Source organism: Amycolatopsis rubida (assembly GCF_900115345.1).
Taxonomy (GTDB): Bacteria; Actinomycetota; Actinomycetes; order Mycobacteriales; family Pseudonocardiaceae; genus Amycolatopsis; species Amycolatopsis rubida.
In genome coordinates, this window is sequence record NZ_FOWC01000004.1 from 86,800 (window position 1) to 105,415 (window position 18,616).

Sequence of the window (18,616 nt, forward strand, 5' to 3'; positions counted from 1 at the left end):
ACACGACATGCCCATGACGGGGCGGAGGTCAGCAGACCCCGGCCGCATCGTCATCTCGCACGTCAGCATGCGGCCCAGCGAACCAGCCCCGGACTGCCCGGTCAACCCGTCTCACCCCCTGGACCGCCCTGGTGAGCGCGGATTCACACGCACGAACCCGCCGCGCCGCCTCGTGAGCGGCAATCCCGGTTCTCCGCGCGCCGGCAGGCGACAGCACGGGCGGCGAGGCGGTGCCCGGGCCGCCGCTGAGCCTCGCGCGCACGACCTCGTGAGCGGCAATCCCGGTGCTCACCGGCGCCGCCACTCACGACCCCGCCGCCCGGCCGCCGCGCACGAGCCTCAGCGCCACTCCGGCTTCCGCGACCGTCCGAGCAGCTCCGCGCCCGCCTGCCGCGGGTCGACGCCCTCGTGGCACACCCGGTACATCGCGTCCGTGATCGGCATGTCGGCCCCGTGCCGCTGCGCCAGTTCGCGGATCGACGAGCACGACGCGACGCCCTCCGCGACCTGCCCACCGGTCGCCGCCTGTGCCTGCGCCAGCGTCTCGCCGCGGCCGAGCCGTTCGCCGAAGGTGCGGTTGCGCGACAACGGCGACGAGCACGTCGCGACCAGGTCGCCGAGCCCGGCGAGACCGGCGAAGGTCAGCGGGTCCGCGCCGAGTTTCGCGCCGAGCCGGGCCATTTCGGCGAGACCGCGCGTGATGAGTGTCGCCGTCGTGTTCGCGCCCAAGCCCATCCCGGCGGCCATCCCGCAGCTGAGCGCGATCACGTTCTTGCACGCGCCGCCCAGCTCGCAGCCGACCACGTCGGTGTTGGTGTAGGGCCGGAAATACTGGTTCGACGTCGCCTGCTGCACCGCTTTCGCCCGCTCGTGGTCGGCGCACGCGAGCACCGCGGCGGCGGGCTGCCCGTCGGCGATCTCGCGGGCCAGGTTCGGCCCGGACACCACGACGATCTCGCCCGGATCGACGCCGGCGAGTTCGGCGATCACCTCGCTCATCCGCTTGAGCGTGCCCAGTTCCACGCCCTTGGCGAGGCTGACCAGGATCGCCTCGGGCGGCAGCAGCGGCCGCCAGCCGGCGAGATTCGCGCGCAGGCTCTGGCTCGGCACCCCGACCATCACCGCTTGCGCGCCGTCCAGCGCCTCGGCCGCGTCGGCCGTCGCGGTGATCCGTTCCGGCAACGACGTTCCCGGCAGATACGACTCGTTGGTGTGCCGCTCCCGGATCTCCTCCGCGACGCTTTCCCGGCGCGCCCACATCGTCACGTCCCGGCCCGCGTCGCCGAGCACCTTCGCGAACGCGGTGCCCCACGAACCCGCGCCGAGCACGGTGACCCGCTGCACGTCGGCGGCGAAACCCGCCATCAGGCACCGTCCTGCGGCTTCTCGGTCTCCGCCGCCGCGTCCGTTTCCGGCTTCTTCGCCGGCGGTTCCTCCTGCCGGATCTCGGCCAGCAGCCGGGTCACCTCGTCCATCAGCTCCGCGGTGACCTCGCGCAGCAGCGAGGCGCTGCGCGGATTCCCGCCCCGGTACGCCGACAGGTCGATCGGGTCGCCGACCAGGTGCGTCACCGTCTTGCGCGGGAACGGGGTGAACTTCTTGGTGTAACCGTTGAAGATCTGGTTCGTGCCCCAGCGCGCGATCGGGATCACCGGCACGTCGTTCTGCAGCGCCAGCCGCGCCGCGCCGCTGTAGGCCTCCTTCGGCCAGCCCAGCGGGTCCTTCGTGATGGTGCCCTCCGGGTAGATCACGATGACCTTGCCCTCTTCGAGCGCCTGGTGCGCGGCCTTGAGGCTGTCGCCGGCCGCGCTCGACCCGCGCGCCACCGGGATCTGCCCGGACCCGGTCACGATCCGGCCGAAGACCGGCACGTCCTTGAGGCTCGCCTTGAGGAAGAACCGCGGCACCCGCTTCTGCCGGTGCACGAACACCGCGTCGACCGGCGGGTCCAGGTGCGAGATGTGGTTCATCACCAGCACCGCGGGCCCCTGCCGGGGGATTTTCTCCGCCCCGAGGTACACCCGCTTGCCGATCGCGGTCAGCGGGTAGAACGCGGCGGCGGCCAGCCCCACCCAGAATCCGCCCTTCTCACGCCGTGCCACAGTTCTCCTCCTCGGGTCGCCTCTGCTCCGGGTGATCCTGCCGCGCGCCGGTTCGCGCAGTCCAGGGAGGGTGCGCTCACGCACGCGCGCGAGCGGTTTCGGGTAAAGATGGACAGGTGGACGCAGACCTGGTCATGCCGCTGAAACCGCCGGGCGCGGGCAAGTCCCGGCTGCGCGGCGCGGTCGCCGCGCACCGGCACGCCGAGCTGGTGCTGGCGCTGGCCTGCGACACGCTGGCCGCGGTCACGTCGGTCGCCAGGGTCCGGCGCGTGCTCGTCGTCACCTCCGATCCGGCCGCGCTGTCCGAATTGGCCGGTCTCGGCGTCGAGCTGGTCGCCGAGCCGGCGGGCGGCGGGCTCAACGAAGCGTTGCGCCACGGTGCGGAGCTGCTGCGCGCGGACGCGCCGGAGGGCGTAGTCGGCGCGCTCCAAGCGGATCTTCCGGCGTTGCGCGCGGTGGATCTGGAGCAGGCGCTGACCGAAGCCGCGGGCCGCCGCGCGGCGGTGTTCGACCGGCAGGGCACCGGGACCACGCTGTTGCTGTCCGCGCCGGGGAAACCGCTCGACCCGCACTTCGGCACCGGCTCCGCGGAACTGCATCGGACGTCCGGGGCGATTCCGCTCACCCAGGCATTGCCGTCGCTGCGCGGCGACGTCGACACCGAAGATGATCTGCGCCACGCCGCGCAGCTCGGTCTCGGCAAGCGCACCGCGGCATTGCTCCCGGCCGAACGGGCGCAATCGCGCTGACGTGTTCACTCGACCTTCATCGCGGCCTGCGCAAACCGCGGCTTCGTAGTGAACAATGGGCAGTGTGAGCACAGACGACGGCAGCACTCCGGCCCGGCGGCGCGTGAAGAGCGGCAGCAGCGCATCCCCCTCGTCCCCGGCCCCGCGCACCGCGGGCGGGAAGGCGGCCTCGCGCCGGAACGCCGACGCCGCGGCGGCCCGTCGGGCGAAACCCAAGGCGGCTCCGGCCGAAGACAACGCCAAACCGGCCAAGCGCAAAACCGCCGCACCGCCCGCTGCCGCCAAGGCCGCCGCGCGGCCGCGCCGGACCACGACCGAGAGCGGCGAGGAATTCCGCTCCGTTCCCTCGGCCCCGCCCGCCGTCACGTCCGCGCCCACCGCTGTCGAGTCGCTTCCCGACGACCGTTATTTCAACCGCGAGCTGTCCTGGCTCGACTTCAACGCCCGTGTGCTCGCGCTGGCCGAGGACGAATCGCAGCCGCTGCTCGAACGGGCCAAGTTCCTCGCCATTTTCGCGTCCAATTTGGACGAGTTCTACATGGTCCGGGTCGCCGGGCTGAAACGGCGCGACGGCACCGGCCTCTCGGTGCGCAGCGCGGACGGGCTCACCCCGCGCGAGCAGCTGGACTACATCGCCAAGCGCAACCAGGACCTGGTCGAGCGGCACACCGCCGCGTTCAAGGAGCACCTGCGCCCGCAGCTGGCCGAGCAGGACATCCGGATCGTCGACTGGGCCGACCTGTCCGGGGCCGACCAGCTGCGGCTGTCGAGCTACTTCTCCGAGCAGATCTTCCCGGTGCTCACGCCGCTCGCGGTCGACCCGGCGCATCCGTTCCCGTACATCTCGGGGCTGTCGCTGAACCTCGCGGTGACGGTGCGGGATCCGCAGGGCGGGCTCGAACGGTTCGCCCGCGTGAAGGTGCCGAGCAACGTGCCGCGGCTGATGCGCGTGGAAACCGAACGCGGCAACCGGTCCGCGACCTTCCTGCCGCTCGAGGAGCTGATCTCCGCGCACCTGAGCGATCTGTTCACCGGCATGGAGGTGACCGAGCACCACGTCTTCCGCGTCACCCGCAACGCCGACTTCGAGGTCGAGGAAGACCGCGACGAGGACCTGCTGCAGGCATTGGAACGCGAGCTGGCGCAGCGCCGGTTCGGCCCGCCGGTGCGGCTGGAGGTCGCGCAGGACATGAGCGAGCACATGCTCGAACTGCTGCTGCGCGAGCTGGAAGTCGACCCCGAGGACGTCGTCGAGGTGCCCGGGCTGCTCGACCTCACCTGCCTGTTCCAGCTGTCGGCGGTGGACCGCAAGGAGTTGAAGGACCGGCCGTTCGTGCCCGCCACGCATCCGGCGTTCGGCGAACGCGAGACGCCCAAGAGCGTGTTCGCGACGCTGCGCGAGGGCGACGTCCTGGTGCACCACCCGTACGACTCGTTCTCCACGAGCGTGCAGCGGTTCATCGAACAGGCCGCGGCCGACTCGAAGGTGCTGGCGATCAAGCAGACGCTGTACCGGACGTCGGGTGATTCGCCGATCGTGGACGCGCTGATCGACGCCGCCGAGGCGGGCAAGCAGGTCGTGGCGCTGGTGGAGATCAAGGCGCGGTTCGACGAGCAGGCCAACATCACCTGGGCGCGCACGCTGGAGCGCGCGGGCGTGCACGTCGTGTACGGCTTGGTGGGCCTCAAAACGCACTGCAAGGTGTCGATGGTGGTGCGGCAGGAGGGCTCGACCATCCGCCGCTACTGCCACATCGGCACCGGCAACTACAACCCGAAGACCGCGCGGCTGTACGAAGACCTCGGCCTGCTCACCGCGGACCCGAGCATCGGCGCGGACATCACCGACCTGTTCAACGTCCTCACCGGCTACTCGCGCCAGGACACCTACCGCACGATCCTCACGTCGCCGCACGGCATCCGCCGCGGCATCGTGCGCGCGATCGGCGAGGAGATCGAACTCGCCCGCGCCGGGCTCGACGCGGGCATCCGGATCAAGTGCAACTCGCTCGTGGACGAGCAGGTGATCGACGCGCTGTACCACGCTTCGCAGGCAGGCGTTCCGGTCGACGTGGTGGTGCGCGGGATCTGCTCGCTGAAGCCGGGCGTCGAAGGGTTGAGCGAGAACATCCGCGTCCGCTCGATCCTCGGCCGGTTCCTGGAGCATTCGCGGGTGTTCAACTTCCGGGCGGGCGGGACGCACTGGATCGGCAGTGCGGACATGATGCACCGCAACCTGGACCGCCGGATCGAGGCGCTGGTGCGGGTCAAGGACCCGCGGCTGACGCGGCAGCTGGACGAGGTGTTCGATTCGGCGCTCGACCCGCACACGCGCTGCTGGGTGCTCAGTTCCTCGGGCGAATGGCAGCCGTTCCCGGCCGCCGGTTCGCAGGTGCGCGACCACCAGCTCGAACTCGCGAAGCTGCACGGGGCCGTCGGATGAGCGCGGACGTCCGGGCCGCCGGCGCGGTGCTCTGGCGCCGTGCCGGGGCGGGGATCGAGGTCGCCCTCGTGCACCGGCCCCGCTACGACGATTGGTCGCTGCCGAAGGGAAAGGTCGATCCCGGCGAGACGATCGCGGCCACCGCGGTGCGCGAGATCGCCGAGGAGACCGGTTTCCGCGCGGTGCTGGGTCGCTATGTCGCGCAGACGAGGTACGAGGTGCCCGCGAAGAACAACGGGCGGCTGCTGCGCAAGAGCGTCGACTACTTCAGCGGCGAAGCCGTTTCAGGAGCCTTTGCGCCCAACGAAGAGGTCGACGAACTGCGCTGGCTGGACCCGATCGCGGCCGAGCAGCTGCTCACCCGGCCGGCGGATGTCCGGGTGCTGCGCGAGTTCTGCGCCCTCCCGCCCGCGCCGACGACGGTGTTGCTGGTGCGGCACGCCAAGGCGGGCAAACGCGAGGACTGGACCGGCGACGACGACCTCCGCCCGCTGTCGGAGGCCGGTCAACGCCAGGCGGCCGCACTGCGAGACCTGCTGCCGCTCTTCGGCCCCGACCGGGTGTTCTCCGCGCCGCGGCTGCGGTGCGTGCAGACCGTCGGCGGCGTCGCGGACGCACTCGGCGTCGAGGTGCGGCACGAGCCGTTGCTGTCGGAGGAGGGCTACTGGCCCGACCCGCTGCTCGGAATCCGCCGCCTGCTGGCGATCGCGGCCGACGGGGGCACCCCGCTGATCAGCAGCCAGGGCGGGGTGATCCCGGACCTGGTGAGCGCGCTGGCGGACCGGGACGGCCTGGAACTGCCCGCCGCCCGCGACGGGGTGGTGCCGAGCAAGAAGGGCTCGCTGTGGGTCCTGTCGTTCTGCCCCGGCGACGACGGACCGGTTCTGGCGGGAGCGGATTACTACCCGAGCCCGCTGCCCGCTCCGGTGCCTACGGCAGGCTGATCTTTTGCCCGGTCCTGGCGTCGCTTCGGCGCGCCGGGCCCTTCTCGTCTCCATTCGGCGGGCCGCGGATTCTATAGAGACCGGTATTGCTCAGCGCTTATCCCCGCTCCCGGCATAACCGACGTCCGAGACAGCCGCGCGGGGTTTAATTACCCGCGGCGGGGATTTATCTCCGAGCGTCGGATTAGCCCTCCCGGACGGTGCGGCCGGGAATCCGACTGCCTTCCCGGACTGCCGCGAATCTGTTGTCTTATCAGCAATCCGGCGGGTTCTTTCCGGAGCCCGAACAGCCCGCCGACCTCGGGAAACGCCGCCTTCCCACGGCCCCGGCGCCATCCGGCCAGCAACCTCCGGAGAGGCTCGCCTGCCCCGCTGCCTCGCCTCGCCCGGAAACCCTGCGACCGCAACGGGGCCGGCCGCTCCACCGCTCGCCCAGCCTCGAAACCCGCTCGCCTGCTGCCGCTCGGCAGGTCGACGCCGCAATCGCCCCCGCAGCGCCGCCCTCCGCCGCAGCCCGTCCGCTAATCCGGGCGCGCCCCTCAGCCACCCACAACCCACCGTGCCAGCACCACGACCCCGCCCCTGCTCACCGCCAGCCGAAACCCCAGCCCCCGCAACACCGCACCGCTCCCCCCGCCAGCCAACCCCTGCCCACCGCACTCGCTCCGCCCGTTCAGCCGATCAAGCTCAGGAAACGCGGCAGGGCCCCGACCTCGGGTGAGGTCGGGGCCCTGCCGCGAAGCAACGAATACCGGGGCTACTTCTTCTTGGCCGCCGAGGTGCGCTTCGCCGGGGCCTTCTTGGCCGCGGCCGTGGTCTTCTTCGCTGCCGCAGCGGTCTTGGCGGCAGGCTTGGCGGCGGCCTTCGCCCGCGTGGTGGTGGCCTTCGGGGCCGCCTTGGCGCGGGTGGTGGTCGACTTCGCGGCCGTCGCGCGCGTCGTCGTCTTGGCCGCGGCGGCCTTGGCGGGAGCCTTGGCCGCGGTGGCGCGAGTGCGCGTGGCAGCGGGCTTCGCCGCCGTGGCACGGGTGCTGCGCGTGGCGGTCGTCGAGGCGGCGCGGGTGGTCGTGGCGCGCGCGGTGGTGCCGGTGGCCCGCTTCGCCGCCGTGGCCTTCGGCAGCTTCTTCGAACCGGAAATCACGTCCTTGAACGTGGTGCCCGCGCGGAACGCCGGAACGTTCGTCTTCTTCACCCGCACGGCTTCGCCGGTGCGCGGGTTGCGCGCGGTGCGGGCGGCACGAGCGCGCTTCTCGAACACCCCGAAGCCGGTGATGTTCACCTTTTCGCCCTTGTTGACCGTCCGGATGATGATGTCGACGAGACCGTCGACGGCCTCCGAAGCAACCTTTTTGTCGCCCAGACGCTCCGACAGCGCCTCGATCAGCTGGGCCTTGTTGGCCATTCCAGTCCCTCCAAGAAGAACTCTTCGTCCACGGCCAGGTCGGCCGACTAACGCACACGGTATTACCAACACAGCACAAATTCCAAACGGCACGCGAAATTTCCCTTGCGGCGGGAACGGTTCCGCCCTCCCGAAGGACCCGTTTCCGGGTTCGGGAGGTGCCGTTTGGCGTGGGCGAAGACGGGGCCCGCCAGGGCCGGATTCCCTTTCTGAGCAGGGAATCCGGCCCCGGCGGTGCGGGTCAGGAGGTCGCGGCGGGAAGCGTCGCGGGCTTCCACGAAGGGCGCTGGGACTCGAACGAGCCGATGTCCCCCGCGTGGCGCAGAGTCAGCGCGATGTCGTCGAGTCCTTCGAGCAGCCGCCAGCGGACGTAGTCGTCGATCTGGAAGGGCGCGGTGAAGTCCTTGGCCCGCACGGTCTTGGCTTCGAGGTCCACTGACACCTCGGTGCCGGGCTCGTTCTCCAGCAGCTTCCAGAGCAGTTCGACATCCGACTGCTCGCACTGCGCGGCGACGAGGCCGCCCTTGCCGGAGTTGCCGCGGAAGATGTCGGCGAAGCGGGACGAGATGACGACCCGGAAGCCGTAGTCCAGCAACGCCCACACGGCGTGCTCGCGCGACGAGCCGGTGCCGAAGTCGGGCCCGGCGACGAGCACCGAGCCGCTGCTGAACGGTTCCTGATTGAGGATGAAGTCCTCCTGGCCGCGCCAGGCGGCGAACAGCCCGTCCTCGAATCCGGTGCGGGTCACGCGCTTGAGGTAGACGGCCGGGATGATCTGGTCAGTGTCCACGTTGGACCTGCGCAGCGGGACCCCGATCCCGGTGTGCTGGGTGAACGGTTCCATGGTGGGAGCTCCTCTCGGGGCGGTCAGGCGGGCAGGTCGGCGGGCGAGGACAGCGTCCCGCGCACGGCGGTGGCGGCGGCCACGAGCGGCGAGACGAGGTGCGTGCGCCCGCCCTTGCCCTGCCGTCCCTCGAAGTTGCGGTTGGAGGTGGACGCGCTGCGCTCGCCGGGGGCGAGCTGGTCCGGGTTCATCCCGAGACACATGGAGCAACCGGCCTGCCGCCATTCGGCTCCCGCCTCGGCGAAGATCCGGTCCAGTCCTTCCTCTTCGGCGGTCTTGCGCACCCGCATCGAACCGGGCACCACGAGCATCCGGACCGAATCGGCCACCTTGCGCCCGCGCAGCACCTCGGCCGCGGCGCGCAGGTCCTCGATCCGGCCGTTGGTGCAGGAGCCGAGGAACACGGTGTCCACCGCGATCTCGCGCAGCGGGGTGCCCGGCCGCAGATCCATATAGGACAGGGCCTTCTCGGCGGCGAAGCGCGCGTTCTCGTCGGGGATCGCGGCCGGGTCCGGCACCGAATCGCCCAGCGGCAGGCCCTGCCCGGGGTTGGTGCCCCACGTCACGAACGGAGTCAGCTGGTCCGCGTCGAGGTGGACTTCGGCGTCGAATTCCGCTCCCTCGTCGGTGCGCAGTTCGCGCCAGTTCGCCACCGCGGCGTCCCAGTCCTGGCCCTTCGGCGCGTGCGGACGGCCCTTGAGGTAGGCGAAGGTCGTTTCGTCCGGCGCGATCATGCCGGCCCGCGCGCCCGCCTCGATCGACATGTTGCAGATGGTCATCCGGGCTTCCATCGACAGCTCTTCGATGGCCTTGCCGCGGTACTCCAGGACGTAGCCCTGCCCGCCGCCGGTGCCGATTTTGGCGATCACCGCGAGGATCACGTCCTTCGCGGTGACACCCGGCTGGAGCGTGCCGTCGACGTTGATCGCCATCGTCTTGAACGGCCGCAGCGGCAGCGTCTGGGTGGCGAGCACGTGCTCGACCTCGGAAGTGCCGATGCCGAACGCCATCGCGCCGAACGCGCCGTGCGTCGAGGTGTGACTGTCGCCGCACACCACGGTGGTGCCCGGCTGAGTCAGCCCGAGCTGCGGCCCGATCACGTGCACGATGCCCTGTTCGGCATCGCCCATCGGGTGCAGCCGGACGCCGAACTCCTTGCAGTTGCGGCGAAGCGTGTCGACCTGGGTACGGGACACCGGATCCGCGATCGGGAGGTCGATGTCCACCGTGGGGACGTTGTGGTCCTCGGTGGCGATGGTGAGGTCGGGGCGGCGCACCTGCCGCCCGGCCAGCCGCAGTCCGTCGAACGCCTGCGGGCTGGTCACTTCGTGCACCAGGTGGAGGTCGATGTAGAGCAGATCCGGTTCGGCGCCTTCGCCTCGGCGCACGAGGTGGCTGTCCCACACCTTCTCCGCCAGCGTACGAGCCTTGCCGGTGGGGCTGGTCATCTCCGGCTCCTTCCACGGGATCGGCCGGGAGCACGGAACCCGGACGGTGCCGGTGAGGAGGGGGCAGCCGCGGCTGTCCGCGGCCCCGGGTTTCGTTTTTCCCAGATTCTGGACTTCCCACAGTTCGGGAAGATAGTATCGCGTCGTGGGACAGCATAGCGGTATCGGAGTACTGGACAAAGCCGTGGCCGTGCTGCAGGCCGTCGCCGAGGACCCGTGCGGGCTGGCGGAACTCTGCACGCGCACCGGGCTTCCTCGCGCGACCGCGCACCGGCTCGCGGTCGGGCTCGAAGTGCATCGCCTGTTGCGGCGAGGGCCGGACGGGCGCTGGCGGCCGGGCACCGCGCTCGCCGAACTCGCGGGCGGCTCGACCGACCCGTTGCTCGACGCGGCGAGTTCGGTGCTGCCGAAGCTTCGGGACATCACCGGCGAAAGCGTTCAGCTTTACCGGCGCGACGGTGTGCAGCGCGTGTGCGTTTCGACCGCGGAACCGCCGAGCGGTTTGCGCGACACGGTTCCGATCGGTTCGCGCCTGCCGATGACGGCGGGCTCGGGCGCGAAGGTCCTTGCCGCGTGGTCGGATCCGCACACGCAGCGGACGATCCTCGCCGACGCGGTCTACGGCGAACGCACCCTGCTCGAAGTGCGCCGCCGCGGCTGGGCGCAAAGCGTCGCCGAACGCGAGCCCGGCGTCGCGAGCGTTTCCGCCCCGGTGCGCGATTCCTCCGGCACGGTCGTCGCCGCGGTATCGGTCTCCGGCCCGATCGAACGCATAGGGCGCAAGCCCGGCGCCCGGTGGGCGGCGGATCTCCTCGCCGCCGCCGACGCGCTCCAGGAACGCCTCTGACGCCCGCCTCCCACCACGCGCCAACCCCCAGCCGCCTCTCCGCCGCCCCGGCGGGAGGCGGCCTTTTTTCGCATCGCGCCGCTCACCTGACGCGAACGCAATCGCCTCGACGCACGCGGCGGCTGGCCCCAAAGCGCCCGTCCCCACTGCCGCTTCACCGCACCGGGGAAGGCGGCCGTTCGCACAAACGATCCCCGCCGACGGGGCATACCGCGAACCCACTCCGCTCAACGCACCCCGCGACTGAGCCCAAAGCGCCGTCGAACGCGAAGCCGGGCGAAGGCCTTCACCCGGCGCGCGATTCCTCCGGCACAGCCGTCGCCGCGACAGCGGCCCGATCGAACGCACCGGACGCAAGCCCGCCCGGCGGACCTCCTCGCCGCCGACGCGCCCCGGGAACGTCGTTGCCGCCCGGCCCCCGCTCCGCCACGCCCGTGCGGGACAGTCTTTTTCGCGTGGTTTTCGATCGTCCTCAGTAGACCGTCCGGCCGCCGCAGGGGTCGTCCGAGCGGCCGCCCGCCACCCGGCCACGGAACCTCAAGAAATGGCAAAACCGCAGGACAGCGGGTGTCTACATGCGACTTTGCCGGTGCCGCAAGCACTCTCGCGGGTCTTCCGGCCAGTGAAAGAATCCGGCGCTCCGGGCCGCTCGCCCGCCGTCCGGTTACCCGACACGGCAACGAAAAAGGCAGGTCCCGATTGGACTTGCGAAGTCTATGGGTGATAATGACTGCGTTCGGCCTGTATGGCCGTATAAAACAAGTTCTGGTTGGAGGAACTGGAATGGCCAACAAGGCCCAGCTGATCGAAGCTCTGTCGGAGCGCATCGGCGACAAGAAGGCAGCCGCGGAAGCCGTCGACGGTCTCGTCGACATCATCATCCGCACCGTCCACAAGGGCGAAAAGGTCACCATCACCGGCTTCGGTGTCTTCGAAAAGCGCGCTCGTGCCGCCCGCACCGCGCGCAACCCGCGCACCGGCGAAGCCGTGCGGGTGAAGAAGACGAACGTTCCGGCGTTCCGCGCGGGCACCACGTTCAAGGACGTCATCTCCGGCTCCAAGAAGCTGCCGAAGGCGACTGCCGTGAAGCGTGCGACCGCCAGCACCGCGAAGGCGACCGCCACCCGCGCCACGGCGACGACCACCACTCGCGCCAAGGCCACCGCCGCCAAGCCGGCCGCCACCCGCACCCGCGCCGCCGCGGCCAAGGCTCCCGCCAAGGCCACCGCCGCGAAGGCCACCACCCGCGCCAAGGCGACCGCCACCAAGGCCACCGCGGCCAAGGCGGCTCCGAAGGCCACCACCACGCGGGCGAAGGCCGCCGCCAAGCCGGCCGCCAAGAAGACCACGGCGACCGCGAAGAAGGCTCCGGCCAAGCGCACCTCGGCCGCGAAGAAGAAGTAACTCCGGTTCTCCGGAATCTGACGGCAAGCCCCGCCCGGCTTCTCCCCGGGCGGGGCTTGCCGCATCTCTGCCCTTTTTTCCCGCGCCGCATGCGCTGCCCGGCATTCGGGGCAACCAGCGCGCCGGGGAAGACCCCCGCGCCGATTCCGAAGCGGCAGCGGAGCGTCCGGCCGACCGCCGCCAAGATCCGTTGGCACGCTTGCCCGCCCGGATCTCGCCGACCGCGAAGGGGCAGCCAGCACGGCCGCCGGGCCTCGACGGCGGCATTGTCCCCGCCGGACCACACCCGCGCAGCGCGAAGGAAATCGAGGAAACACCGCAGCGTTTTCCCGATCACACCGGCCATCTAGCAGCCGTCTCCAGTCGATCATCTGTTCCCCCAGGCAACTGCGAACACCCGCGCGAAGCAGGCTCCGGGGTTTCCTTGCTGTGTCCGGCCCGGCACCATGAGTGGCCGGCAGGTGTCCGCGATCACCCAGGCCACGCAGGGTCCACAACAGACTTTCGGGTTGTTATGCGAACGTGACAACCACGCACTGTCGCCACCGGTAATCCAGTCGGGCGAACCGGCGAATCCGGACTGGTTTCGCCAGCGCACACCGGCTTTCCCCGCTGCCGCACCGGTGTCTCGCGAGCGCGCGCACCGTGCCGGCGAAAGTGGGTGCCGGGCCACGAAAACCGGCTGTCGCCGGTGAACCGGTCGCGCGATCGGCTCCGATCAGTGTTGGTCTATGCAATCATGTCGCCCGGCAAGGACCCCGAATGCGAGAACATGAGACGACTGTGCCGATAGTTCGTGTGGAGAAGCTGTACAAAGTGTTCGGCCGGCGGGCGGAAGAAGCGGTCGGCAAGCTGGAGAACGGAGCCGACCGCGCCGAATTGGAGCTGCCCGGCGTGACCGCGGCGGTGATCGACGCCTCCTTCACCGTGGAGCGCGGTGAGATTTTCGTGGTGATGGGACTGTCCGGTTCGGGCAAGTCGACCCTGCTGCGCACGCTGAACGGATTGCTCCCGGCCACCTCCGGGCAGGTGCTGGTGGACGACATCGACCTGACCGACAAGTCCGCGGCGGAAGTTCGCGAGCTGCGCCAGCGGCGGATGAGCATGGTGTTCCAGCACTTCGCGCTCTTCCCGCACCGCACGGTCGCGGAGAACGTCGCCTACGGGCTGAGCGTGCAGAACGCTCCGCGCGAGCGGCAGCGCAAACGCACCGCCGAAGCGCTGGAGATGGTCGGGCTCACCGGATGGGAGGACCGGTTGCCCGGTCAGCTTTCCGGCGGGATGCGCCAGCGCGTCGGCCTCGCCCGCGCGCTGGCCGCGGACACCGAGATCCTGCTGATGGACGAGGCGTTCAGCGCGCTGGACCCGTTGATCCGCAAGGAGATGCAGGACCAGCTCCTGATGCTGCAGCGGCAGCTGGGCAAAACGATCGTGTTCATCACCCACGACCTCAACGAGGCGATGCGCCTCGGCGACCGGATCGCGATGATGCGCGACGGCCGGATCGTGCAGGTCGCGACCGCGCAGGAGATGCTCACCGAACCGGCCGACGAATACGTCGCGAAGTTCGTGCGCGACGTCGACCGCAGCCGGGTCCTCGCCGCGTCCGCCGTGATGGCGCCCGCGGAAATCTCGTTCACCCCGGCCACGACCGTCGCCGAAGCGCTGGAAACGATGCGCCGGAACGAACTCTCCGGCGTGCTGGTGACCGAAGACGGCAAGTTCGCCGGCGCGGTCGACCGCCGCACGGTGCGCGAGGCCGCCGACCGCGGCACGGAAACGATCGCCGGAATCGTCGACCGTTCCGCCGCGCGCACCAGCCCGGAAACCCAGATGGCCGAGCTGTTCGGCCACGCCGCTTCCGCGCCCGCGCCGCTCGCGGTGGTCGACGCCGAGGGCGCGCTGCTCGGCGCGGTGACCCGCGAGGCGCTGCTGAACGCGCTGAGCACAGGAGAAAACGACGCACAGGAGGTGAGCGCCCGTGTCTGACAACGTCCTCGTCGGCGATCTGCCGCAGATTCCCGTCGGCACCTGGTTCAAGGCGATCATCGACTGGCTGCAGGGCAACATCGGCCCGTTCTTCGACTTCGTCGAAACCGTCGTCAACGGTGCGATCACCGGGCTTTCCTCAGCGCTGACCTGGGCGCCGTGGCCGGTGCTGCTCGTGCTTTTCGCGGCACTCGGCTGGTGGCTGCGCGGCTGGAAGTTCGGCCTCGGCTCGGCGATCGGGTTCGCGCTCATCGACAGCCTGCGCGAATTCCCCTCCGCGATGCAGACGCTGTCGCAGGTGCTGATTTCCGGCGTGGTCGCGGTGGCGATCGCGGTGCCGGTCGGGATCGCGGCCGCGCGCAACGAAACGGTGAGCCGGATCGTGAAGCCGGTCCTCGACTTCATGCAGACGCTGCCCGCGTTCGTGTACCTGATCCCGGTCATCTTCTTCTTCTCGATCGGCGCGGTGCCGGGAGTGGTGGCGACCGTCGTGTTCTCGCTGCCGCCGGGCGTGCGGCTGACCGAACTCGGCATCCGCCAGGTCGACCCGGAAATGGTCGAGGCGGGCGAGGCGTTCGGCTCGCCGCCGCGGCGGATCCTGCGGGAGATCCAGATCCCGCTCGCGATGCCCTCGATCATGGCCGGGATCAACCAGATCATCATGCTGTCGCTGTCGATGGTCGTGATCTCCGGCATGGTCGGCGCGCCGGGACTCGGCGCCGAGGTCTACGCCGCGGTCACGAGCCTCAAGCTGGACCTCGGATTCAACGCCGGAATCAGTGTCGTGGTGCTCGCCATCTACCTCGACCGGCTCACCTCCTCGCTCGGGGCGCGCTCGGCGGTGGGCCGCGCCCTCCGCCGGGCCGACGCGGCCTGATCCCCCTCCACCGCAACGAGAAAGGACGAACGAGTGCGCACATCGAAACGCTTCGGCCGGATCATCGCCATGGGCGCCGCCGTGACGGCCCTGGTCGGCCTCACCGCGGCGTGCGGCGGCCGGGAGTCCCAGTCGGGCAACAGCCAGGAAGCCAAGAGCGTCACGATCGGCTACATCAACTGGGACGAGGACGTCGCCCTCACCAACCTGTACCAGGCGGTGCTGGAGGACAAGGGCTACCAGGTCAAGACGCAGATGCTCGACGTCGGCCCGATCTACGCGGGCCTCGCGAAGGGCGACGTCGACCTGTTCCTCGACTCGTGGCTGCCCGCGACGCACAAGCAGTACTGGGACCAGTACCACAACCAGCTCGAAGACCTCGGCGTCTGGTACGACAAAGCGACGCTCAACCTCGCCGTGCCGGACTACGTGAGCGACGTCAACAGCATCGCCGACCTCAAGGACAAGGCGAGCATGTTCGGCGGCAAGATCACCGGCATCGAGGCGAGCGCGGGCGAGACGGGCATCGTGCAGAAGGACGCGATCCCGCAGTACGGCCTCGACGGCGCGATGACCCTGCAGAACTCGTCGACCACCGCGATGCTGGCCGCGCTCGACAGCTCGATCAAGGCGAAGAAGCCGATCGTCGTGACGCTGTGGCACCCGCACTGGGCGTACTCGCGCTACCAGCTCAAGGATCTGCAGGACCCGAAGGGCGCGATGGGCAAGGGCGAGCAGATCCACGCGCTGGGCCGCAAGGGCTTCGAGAAGGACTTCCCGGCGCTCGCCGGCGCGGCCAAGAAGCTGAAGATGTCCGACGAGGACCTCGGTTCGCTCGAGGACGCGATCCAGAAGGCCCCGAAGGGCCAGGAAAAAGCCGCCGCCAAGCAGTGGGCGGATCAGCACAAGCAGTTCGTGGACCAGGCTTTCGCCGGTCTCTGAGCAAGCAGCGGAACGACCCCGCCTCCCGTTCGCCGGGAGGGCGGGGTCGTTTCTTTTTCCCCCGGCGGGGCAGTCGGGGTGGCCCGATTCCCCTTGATTCGTTGCCCAGCACCGTTATCGAGCGGAATCCACCGCACGATGCGGCACACTGGACACATGTCTCGCGCGCCGATCTCTGCCCGCACCGACGTACCCGACGACGTCGACGCGGTCACCGAAGCCGTGCTCACCGCTTCCCGGCTGCTCGTCGCGATGTCCGCGCGGTCCATCGCCTCCGTGGGCGACCTCGTCACGGTGCCGCAATTCCGGCTGCTGGTGGTGCTGCATTCCCGCGGCCCGCTGAAACAGGCCGCGCTCGCCGACCATCTCGGCGTCACGCCGTCCACCGCGAGCCGGATGATCGACCGCCTGGTCGCCGTCGCGCTGGTCGCCCGGCTGGGCAATCCGTCGTCCCGGCGCGAGGTCGTCATCGAACTCACCCGGGAAGGCGACCGGATCGTCCGCGTCGTCACTCAGCGGCGACGTCGCGAAATCGCCGCCATCGTGGAGAAAATGCCCGAATCGGCCCGCCGCGGCCTGGTCGGCGCGCTGACCGCGTTCGCCGAAGCCGGCGGCGAACCGCCTGCCGGAAGCCCGGCCGACGCCGTCTGGGTCTAGATCTCCGCCGCCACCGCGCGCATCCCGGCGGTCACTTCTTCCGCCGACGGGGCCTCCTCCGGGTCGAGCAGCCACTGCACCATGAGCCCGATCACCAACGCGCTCTGCACCGCCCCGCCGACCCCGGCCCGCGCCTCCCGCAGCCCCCGCACGAGATGCCTGCGCACGTCCGGTGACCGCTCGGCCCGCACGAGCGCTTCAAGCTGCGCGACCCACAGCGCCCGGTGCTCGCCGAAGCTGCCGATCAGCCGTTTCAGCCCCTGCTCGGACAGGTCGAACGACGAATCCGCGACCTGACCGCCCAGTTCGTCGACCGCCGCGACCAGCGCCTGCGTCAGCAACGCGTCCCGCGACCCGAAGTGGTAGCCGATCGCCGCGTGACTGACCCCCGCCGCGGCCGCGATGTCGCGCACCGTCGTGTTGCCCCAGCCCCGCTCGATCAGGCAGCGCTTCGCCCCGGCCAGCAGATCCTCGCGATTACCCATGGCGCACAGCCTAGCCGATCTCTTGTCCAGATGGTTTATCCAGATGGTTTGACCAAATGGACAAACCTCGGCTACGGTCTCTCCCATGACCTCCTCGAACGTCCTGATCTCCGGTGCCGGCGTGGCCGGCACCACCCTCGCCGAACTCCTCACCCGCTCCGGCCACCGCGTGACGATCGTCGAACGCGCCCCCGCCCTCCGGCACACCGGTTACGCCGTGGATTTCCGCGGCGCCGCTTTCGATGTCCTGTCTGAGCTGGGCATCCTCGACGACGTCCGCCGTCACGACACGAAGATGACCGGCACCGCCATCGTCGACCGCGACGGCGTCCAGGTAGACCTGCTTCCCGCTGAAGCTTTCGCGGGCGAGCTGGAGGTGCCGAAGCACGTCCTGAACGAGCTGCTGTACGACCTGACTGCCGATCATGTCGAGTACCGCTTCGACACCTCGATCACGTCGCTGACGCAAACTGAGGCCGCCGTAACCGCCGAACTGACCGATGGTTCCACGGAGACCTACGACCTGGTCTTCGGCGCGGACGGCGTGTACTCGAAGGTCCGCCAGCTGGCCTTCGCCCCGCACTCAGATGTGTTGCAGCACCTGGGCCTCTCCGGCGCGGGCTTCACCATGCCGAACTTCCTGGACCTGGACCACAGCGGTCTCCTCCGCGCCGCCGACGGCACCGCGGTCTACCTGTTCAGCTCAGCGGACCCAGACCGTCTCACCGTGAGCCTGTCCTTCGGAACGACTTCGGGAGCCCTGGACCGTCTCCCCCGCGCCGACCAGGAAGCAGCGACACGCGCCGCCTTCGCCGGTGACGCTTGGCACACGCCTCGCCTGCTGGAGGCGATGTCGGAGGCTTCGGATTTCTACTTCAGCTCAAGCACGCAGGTACAGCTGGACCGCTGGTCGACTGGCCGGATCGCCCTGGTGGGAGACGCCGGGTACTGCGCCGCGCCCACGGCGGGCATGGGCACCTCGCAGGCCCTGCTCGGCGCCCGTTCGCTGGCCCGGCACCTGACGGACGCCGCTTACCCGGAGGCGTTCGCCGAGTACGAGGCCGAACTCCGGCCGTACGTGACCGAAAACCAGGCGAATGGCCGTTCGGCGGCAGCGATGTTCGGCGGCGCGCGGGATTGATCTCGGCTTTGCGCTCACCGCCGCCGGTTTACCGCACGGCACTTCGGGTTTCCCGGCAAATACACCAAAGCCCGGTTGATCTGTGATGATCAACCGGGCTTGCTGTACCCCCGATGGGATTCGAACCCACGCTACCGGCGTGAGAGGCCGGCGTCCTAGGCCGCTAGACGACGGGGGCTTAGGAACTTCCCCGTTTCCGGGGCTTTTCTTGCGAGAGAACTTACCAGAAGCGATTTCGCACTTCCGAGAGGGGGTCCTCTCCGCAGCTGGGGTACCAGGACTCGAACCTAGACTAACTGGACCAGAACCAGTCGTGCTGCCAATTACACCATACCCCAGTGAGGT

General features: G+C 69.9%; 16 protein-coding genes and 2 tRNA genes. 10 read left to right on the plus strand and 8 right to left on the minus strand.

Annotation, left to right across the window (positions count from 1 at the left end; all coding sequences use genetic code 11):
• Positions 1–339 precede the first annotated feature (339 nt).
• Positions 340–1,365, minus strand: a complete 1,026-nt coding sequence (locus tag BM362_RS18045; protein WP_093573924.1) for an NAD(P)H-dependent glycerol-3-phosphate dehydrogenase — start codon at positions 1,363–1,365, stop codon at positions 340–342.
• Positions 1,365–2,102, minus strand: a complete 738-nt coding sequence (locus tag BM362_RS18050; protein ID WP_093573925.1) for a lysophospholipid acyltransferase family protein — start codon at positions 2,100–2,102, stop codon at positions 1,365–1,367. Before BM362_RS18050 ends, BM362_RS18045 begins: the two co-directional genes overlap by 1 nt.
• 116 nt (positions 2,103–2,218) lie before the next feature.
• On the opposite strand from BM362_RS18050, the gene cofC reads away from it, so the two are divergent.
• The 3 genes from cofC to BM362_RS18065 are packed head-to-tail and all read left to right on the plus strand — an operon-like array spanning position 2,219 to position 6,238.
• Complete coding sequence (gene cofC, locus BM362_RS18055; protein ID WP_093573926.1) at positions 2,219–2,851, plus strand: 2-phospho-L-lactate guanylyltransferase; 633 nt, start codon at positions 2,219–2,221, stop codon at positions 2,849–2,851.
• Positions 2,852–2,906: 55 nt separating this feature from the next.
• Positions 2,907–5,294, plus strand: coding sequence for an RNA degradosome polyphosphate kinase (locus BM362_RS18060; RefSeq protein ID WP_198545375.1), 2,388 nt, complete (start codon positions 2,907–2,909; stop codon positions 5,292–5,294).
• Complete coding sequence (locus BM362_RS18065; protein ID WP_067583133.1) at positions 5,291–6,238, plus strand: NUDIX hydrolase; 948 nt, start codon at positions 5,291–5,293, stop codon at positions 6,236–6,238. The genes BM362_RS18060 and BM362_RS18065 overlap by 4 nt, the downstream gene beginning before the upstream one ends.
• A gap of 757 nt (positions 6,239–6,995) precedes the next feature.
• Here BM362_RS18065 and BM362_RS18070 read toward each other — a convergent pair.
• The 3 genes from BM362_RS18070 to leuC all read right to left on the minus strand — a co-directional run bounded on the left by BM362_RS18070 (position 6,996) and on the right by leuC (position 9,929).
• On the minus strand, positions 6,996–7,637 hold the full coding sequence (locus tag BM362_RS18070) for an HU family DNA-binding protein (protein WP_067583135.1): 642 nt from the start codon (positions 7,635–7,637) through the stop codon (positions 6,996–6,998).
• Positions 7,638–7,878: 241 nt separating this feature from the next.
• The gene (gene leuD / locus BM362_RS18075; RefSeq protein ID WP_067583138.1) at positions 7,879–8,481 is read right to left on the minus strand and encodes a 3-isopropylmalate dehydratase small subunit; all 603 of its coding nucleotides are present in this window, start codon (positions 8,479–8,481) and stop codon (positions 7,879–7,881) included.
• A gap of 23 nt (positions 8,482–8,504) precedes the next feature.
• Entirely contained in the window at positions 8,505–9,929 is a 1,425-nt protein-coding gene (gene leuC / locus BM362_RS18080) for a 3-isopropylmalate dehydratase large subunit (RefSeq protein ID WP_093573927.1), read from the minus strand.
• Positions 9,930–10,074: 145 nt separating this feature from the next.
• Here leuC and BM362_RS18085 point away from each other — a divergent pair, with 145 nt between their 5' ends.
• From BM362_RS18085 to BM362_RS18110, 6 genes are all read left to right on the plus strand, one after another.
• On the plus strand, positions 10,075–10,776 hold the full coding sequence (locus BM362_RS18085; RefSeq protein WP_009074079.1) for an IclR family transcriptional regulator: 702 nt from the start codon (positions 10,075–10,077) through the stop codon (positions 10,774–10,776).
• 783 nt (positions 10,777–11,559) lie between these two features.
• Entirely contained in the window at positions 11,560–12,180 is a 621-nt protein-coding gene (locus BM362_RS18090) for an HU family DNA-binding protein (protein ID WP_093573928.1), read from the plus strand.
• A gap of 762 nt (positions 12,181–12,942) precedes the next feature.
• A complete protein-coding gene (locus BM362_RS18095) occupies positions 12,943–14,169 on the plus strand; it encodes a quaternary amine ABC transporter ATP-binding protein (protein ID WP_093573929.1) in 1,227 nt (408 codons plus the stop codon).
• Positions 14,162–15,046 carry an ABC transporter permease gene (locus BM362_RS18100; protein ID WP_093573930.1) on the plus strand — a complete coding sequence of 295 codons (885 nt, stop codon included), beginning with the start codon at positions 14,162–14,164 and terminating at the stop codon, positions 15,044–15,046. Before BM362_RS18095 ends, BM362_RS18100 begins: the two co-directional genes overlap by 8 nt.
• A gap of 33 nt (positions 15,047–15,079) precedes the next feature.
• Positions 15,080–15,988: a glycine betaine ABC transporter substrate-binding protein gene (locus BM362_RS18105; protein WP_093573931.1), complete on the plus strand. Its 909-nt coding sequence runs from the start codon at positions 15,080–15,082 to the stop codon at positions 15,986–15,988.
• A 156-nt stretch (positions 15,989–16,144) separates the two neighbouring features.
• The gene (locus BM362_RS18110) at positions 16,145–16,645 is read left to right on the plus strand and encodes a MarR family winged helix-turn-helix transcriptional regulator (RefSeq protein ID WP_067583148.1); all 501 of its coding nucleotides are present in this window, start codon (positions 16,145–16,147) and stop codon (positions 16,643–16,645) included.
• Here the strand turns inward: BM362_RS18110 and BM362_RS18115 are convergent.
• Positions 16,642–17,130 (minus strand): TetR family transcriptional regulator, encoded by a 489-nt coding sequence (locus tag BM362_RS18115; protein WP_093573933.1) that lies wholly within the window; start codon positions 17,128–17,130, stop codon positions 16,642–16,644. The two genes, BM362_RS18110 and BM362_RS18115, sit on opposite strands and share 4 nt — an antisense overlap.
• 85 nt (positions 17,131–17,215) lie before the next feature.
• On the opposite strand from BM362_RS18115, the gene BM362_RS18120 reads away from it, so the two are divergent.
• Positions 17,216–18,271, plus strand: a complete 1,056-nt coding sequence (locus BM362_RS18120; RefSeq protein ID WP_093573934.1) for an FAD-dependent monooxygenase — start codon at positions 17,216–17,218, stop codon at positions 18,269–18,271.
• Between the two features lie 105 nt (positions 18,272–18,376).
• Here BM362_RS18120 and BM362_RS18125 read toward each other — a convergent pair.
• Together BM362_RS18125 and BM362_RS18130 are read right to left on the minus strand one after the other, a co-directional pair.
• Positions 18,377–18,449 (minus strand) — tRNA-Glu (locus BM362_RS18125).
• An 88-nt stretch (positions 18,450–18,537) separates the two neighbouring features.
• Positions 18,538–18,609 (minus strand) — tRNA-Gln (locus tag BM362_RS18130).
• Between the last annotated feature and the right edge of the window lie 7 nt (positions 18,610–18,616).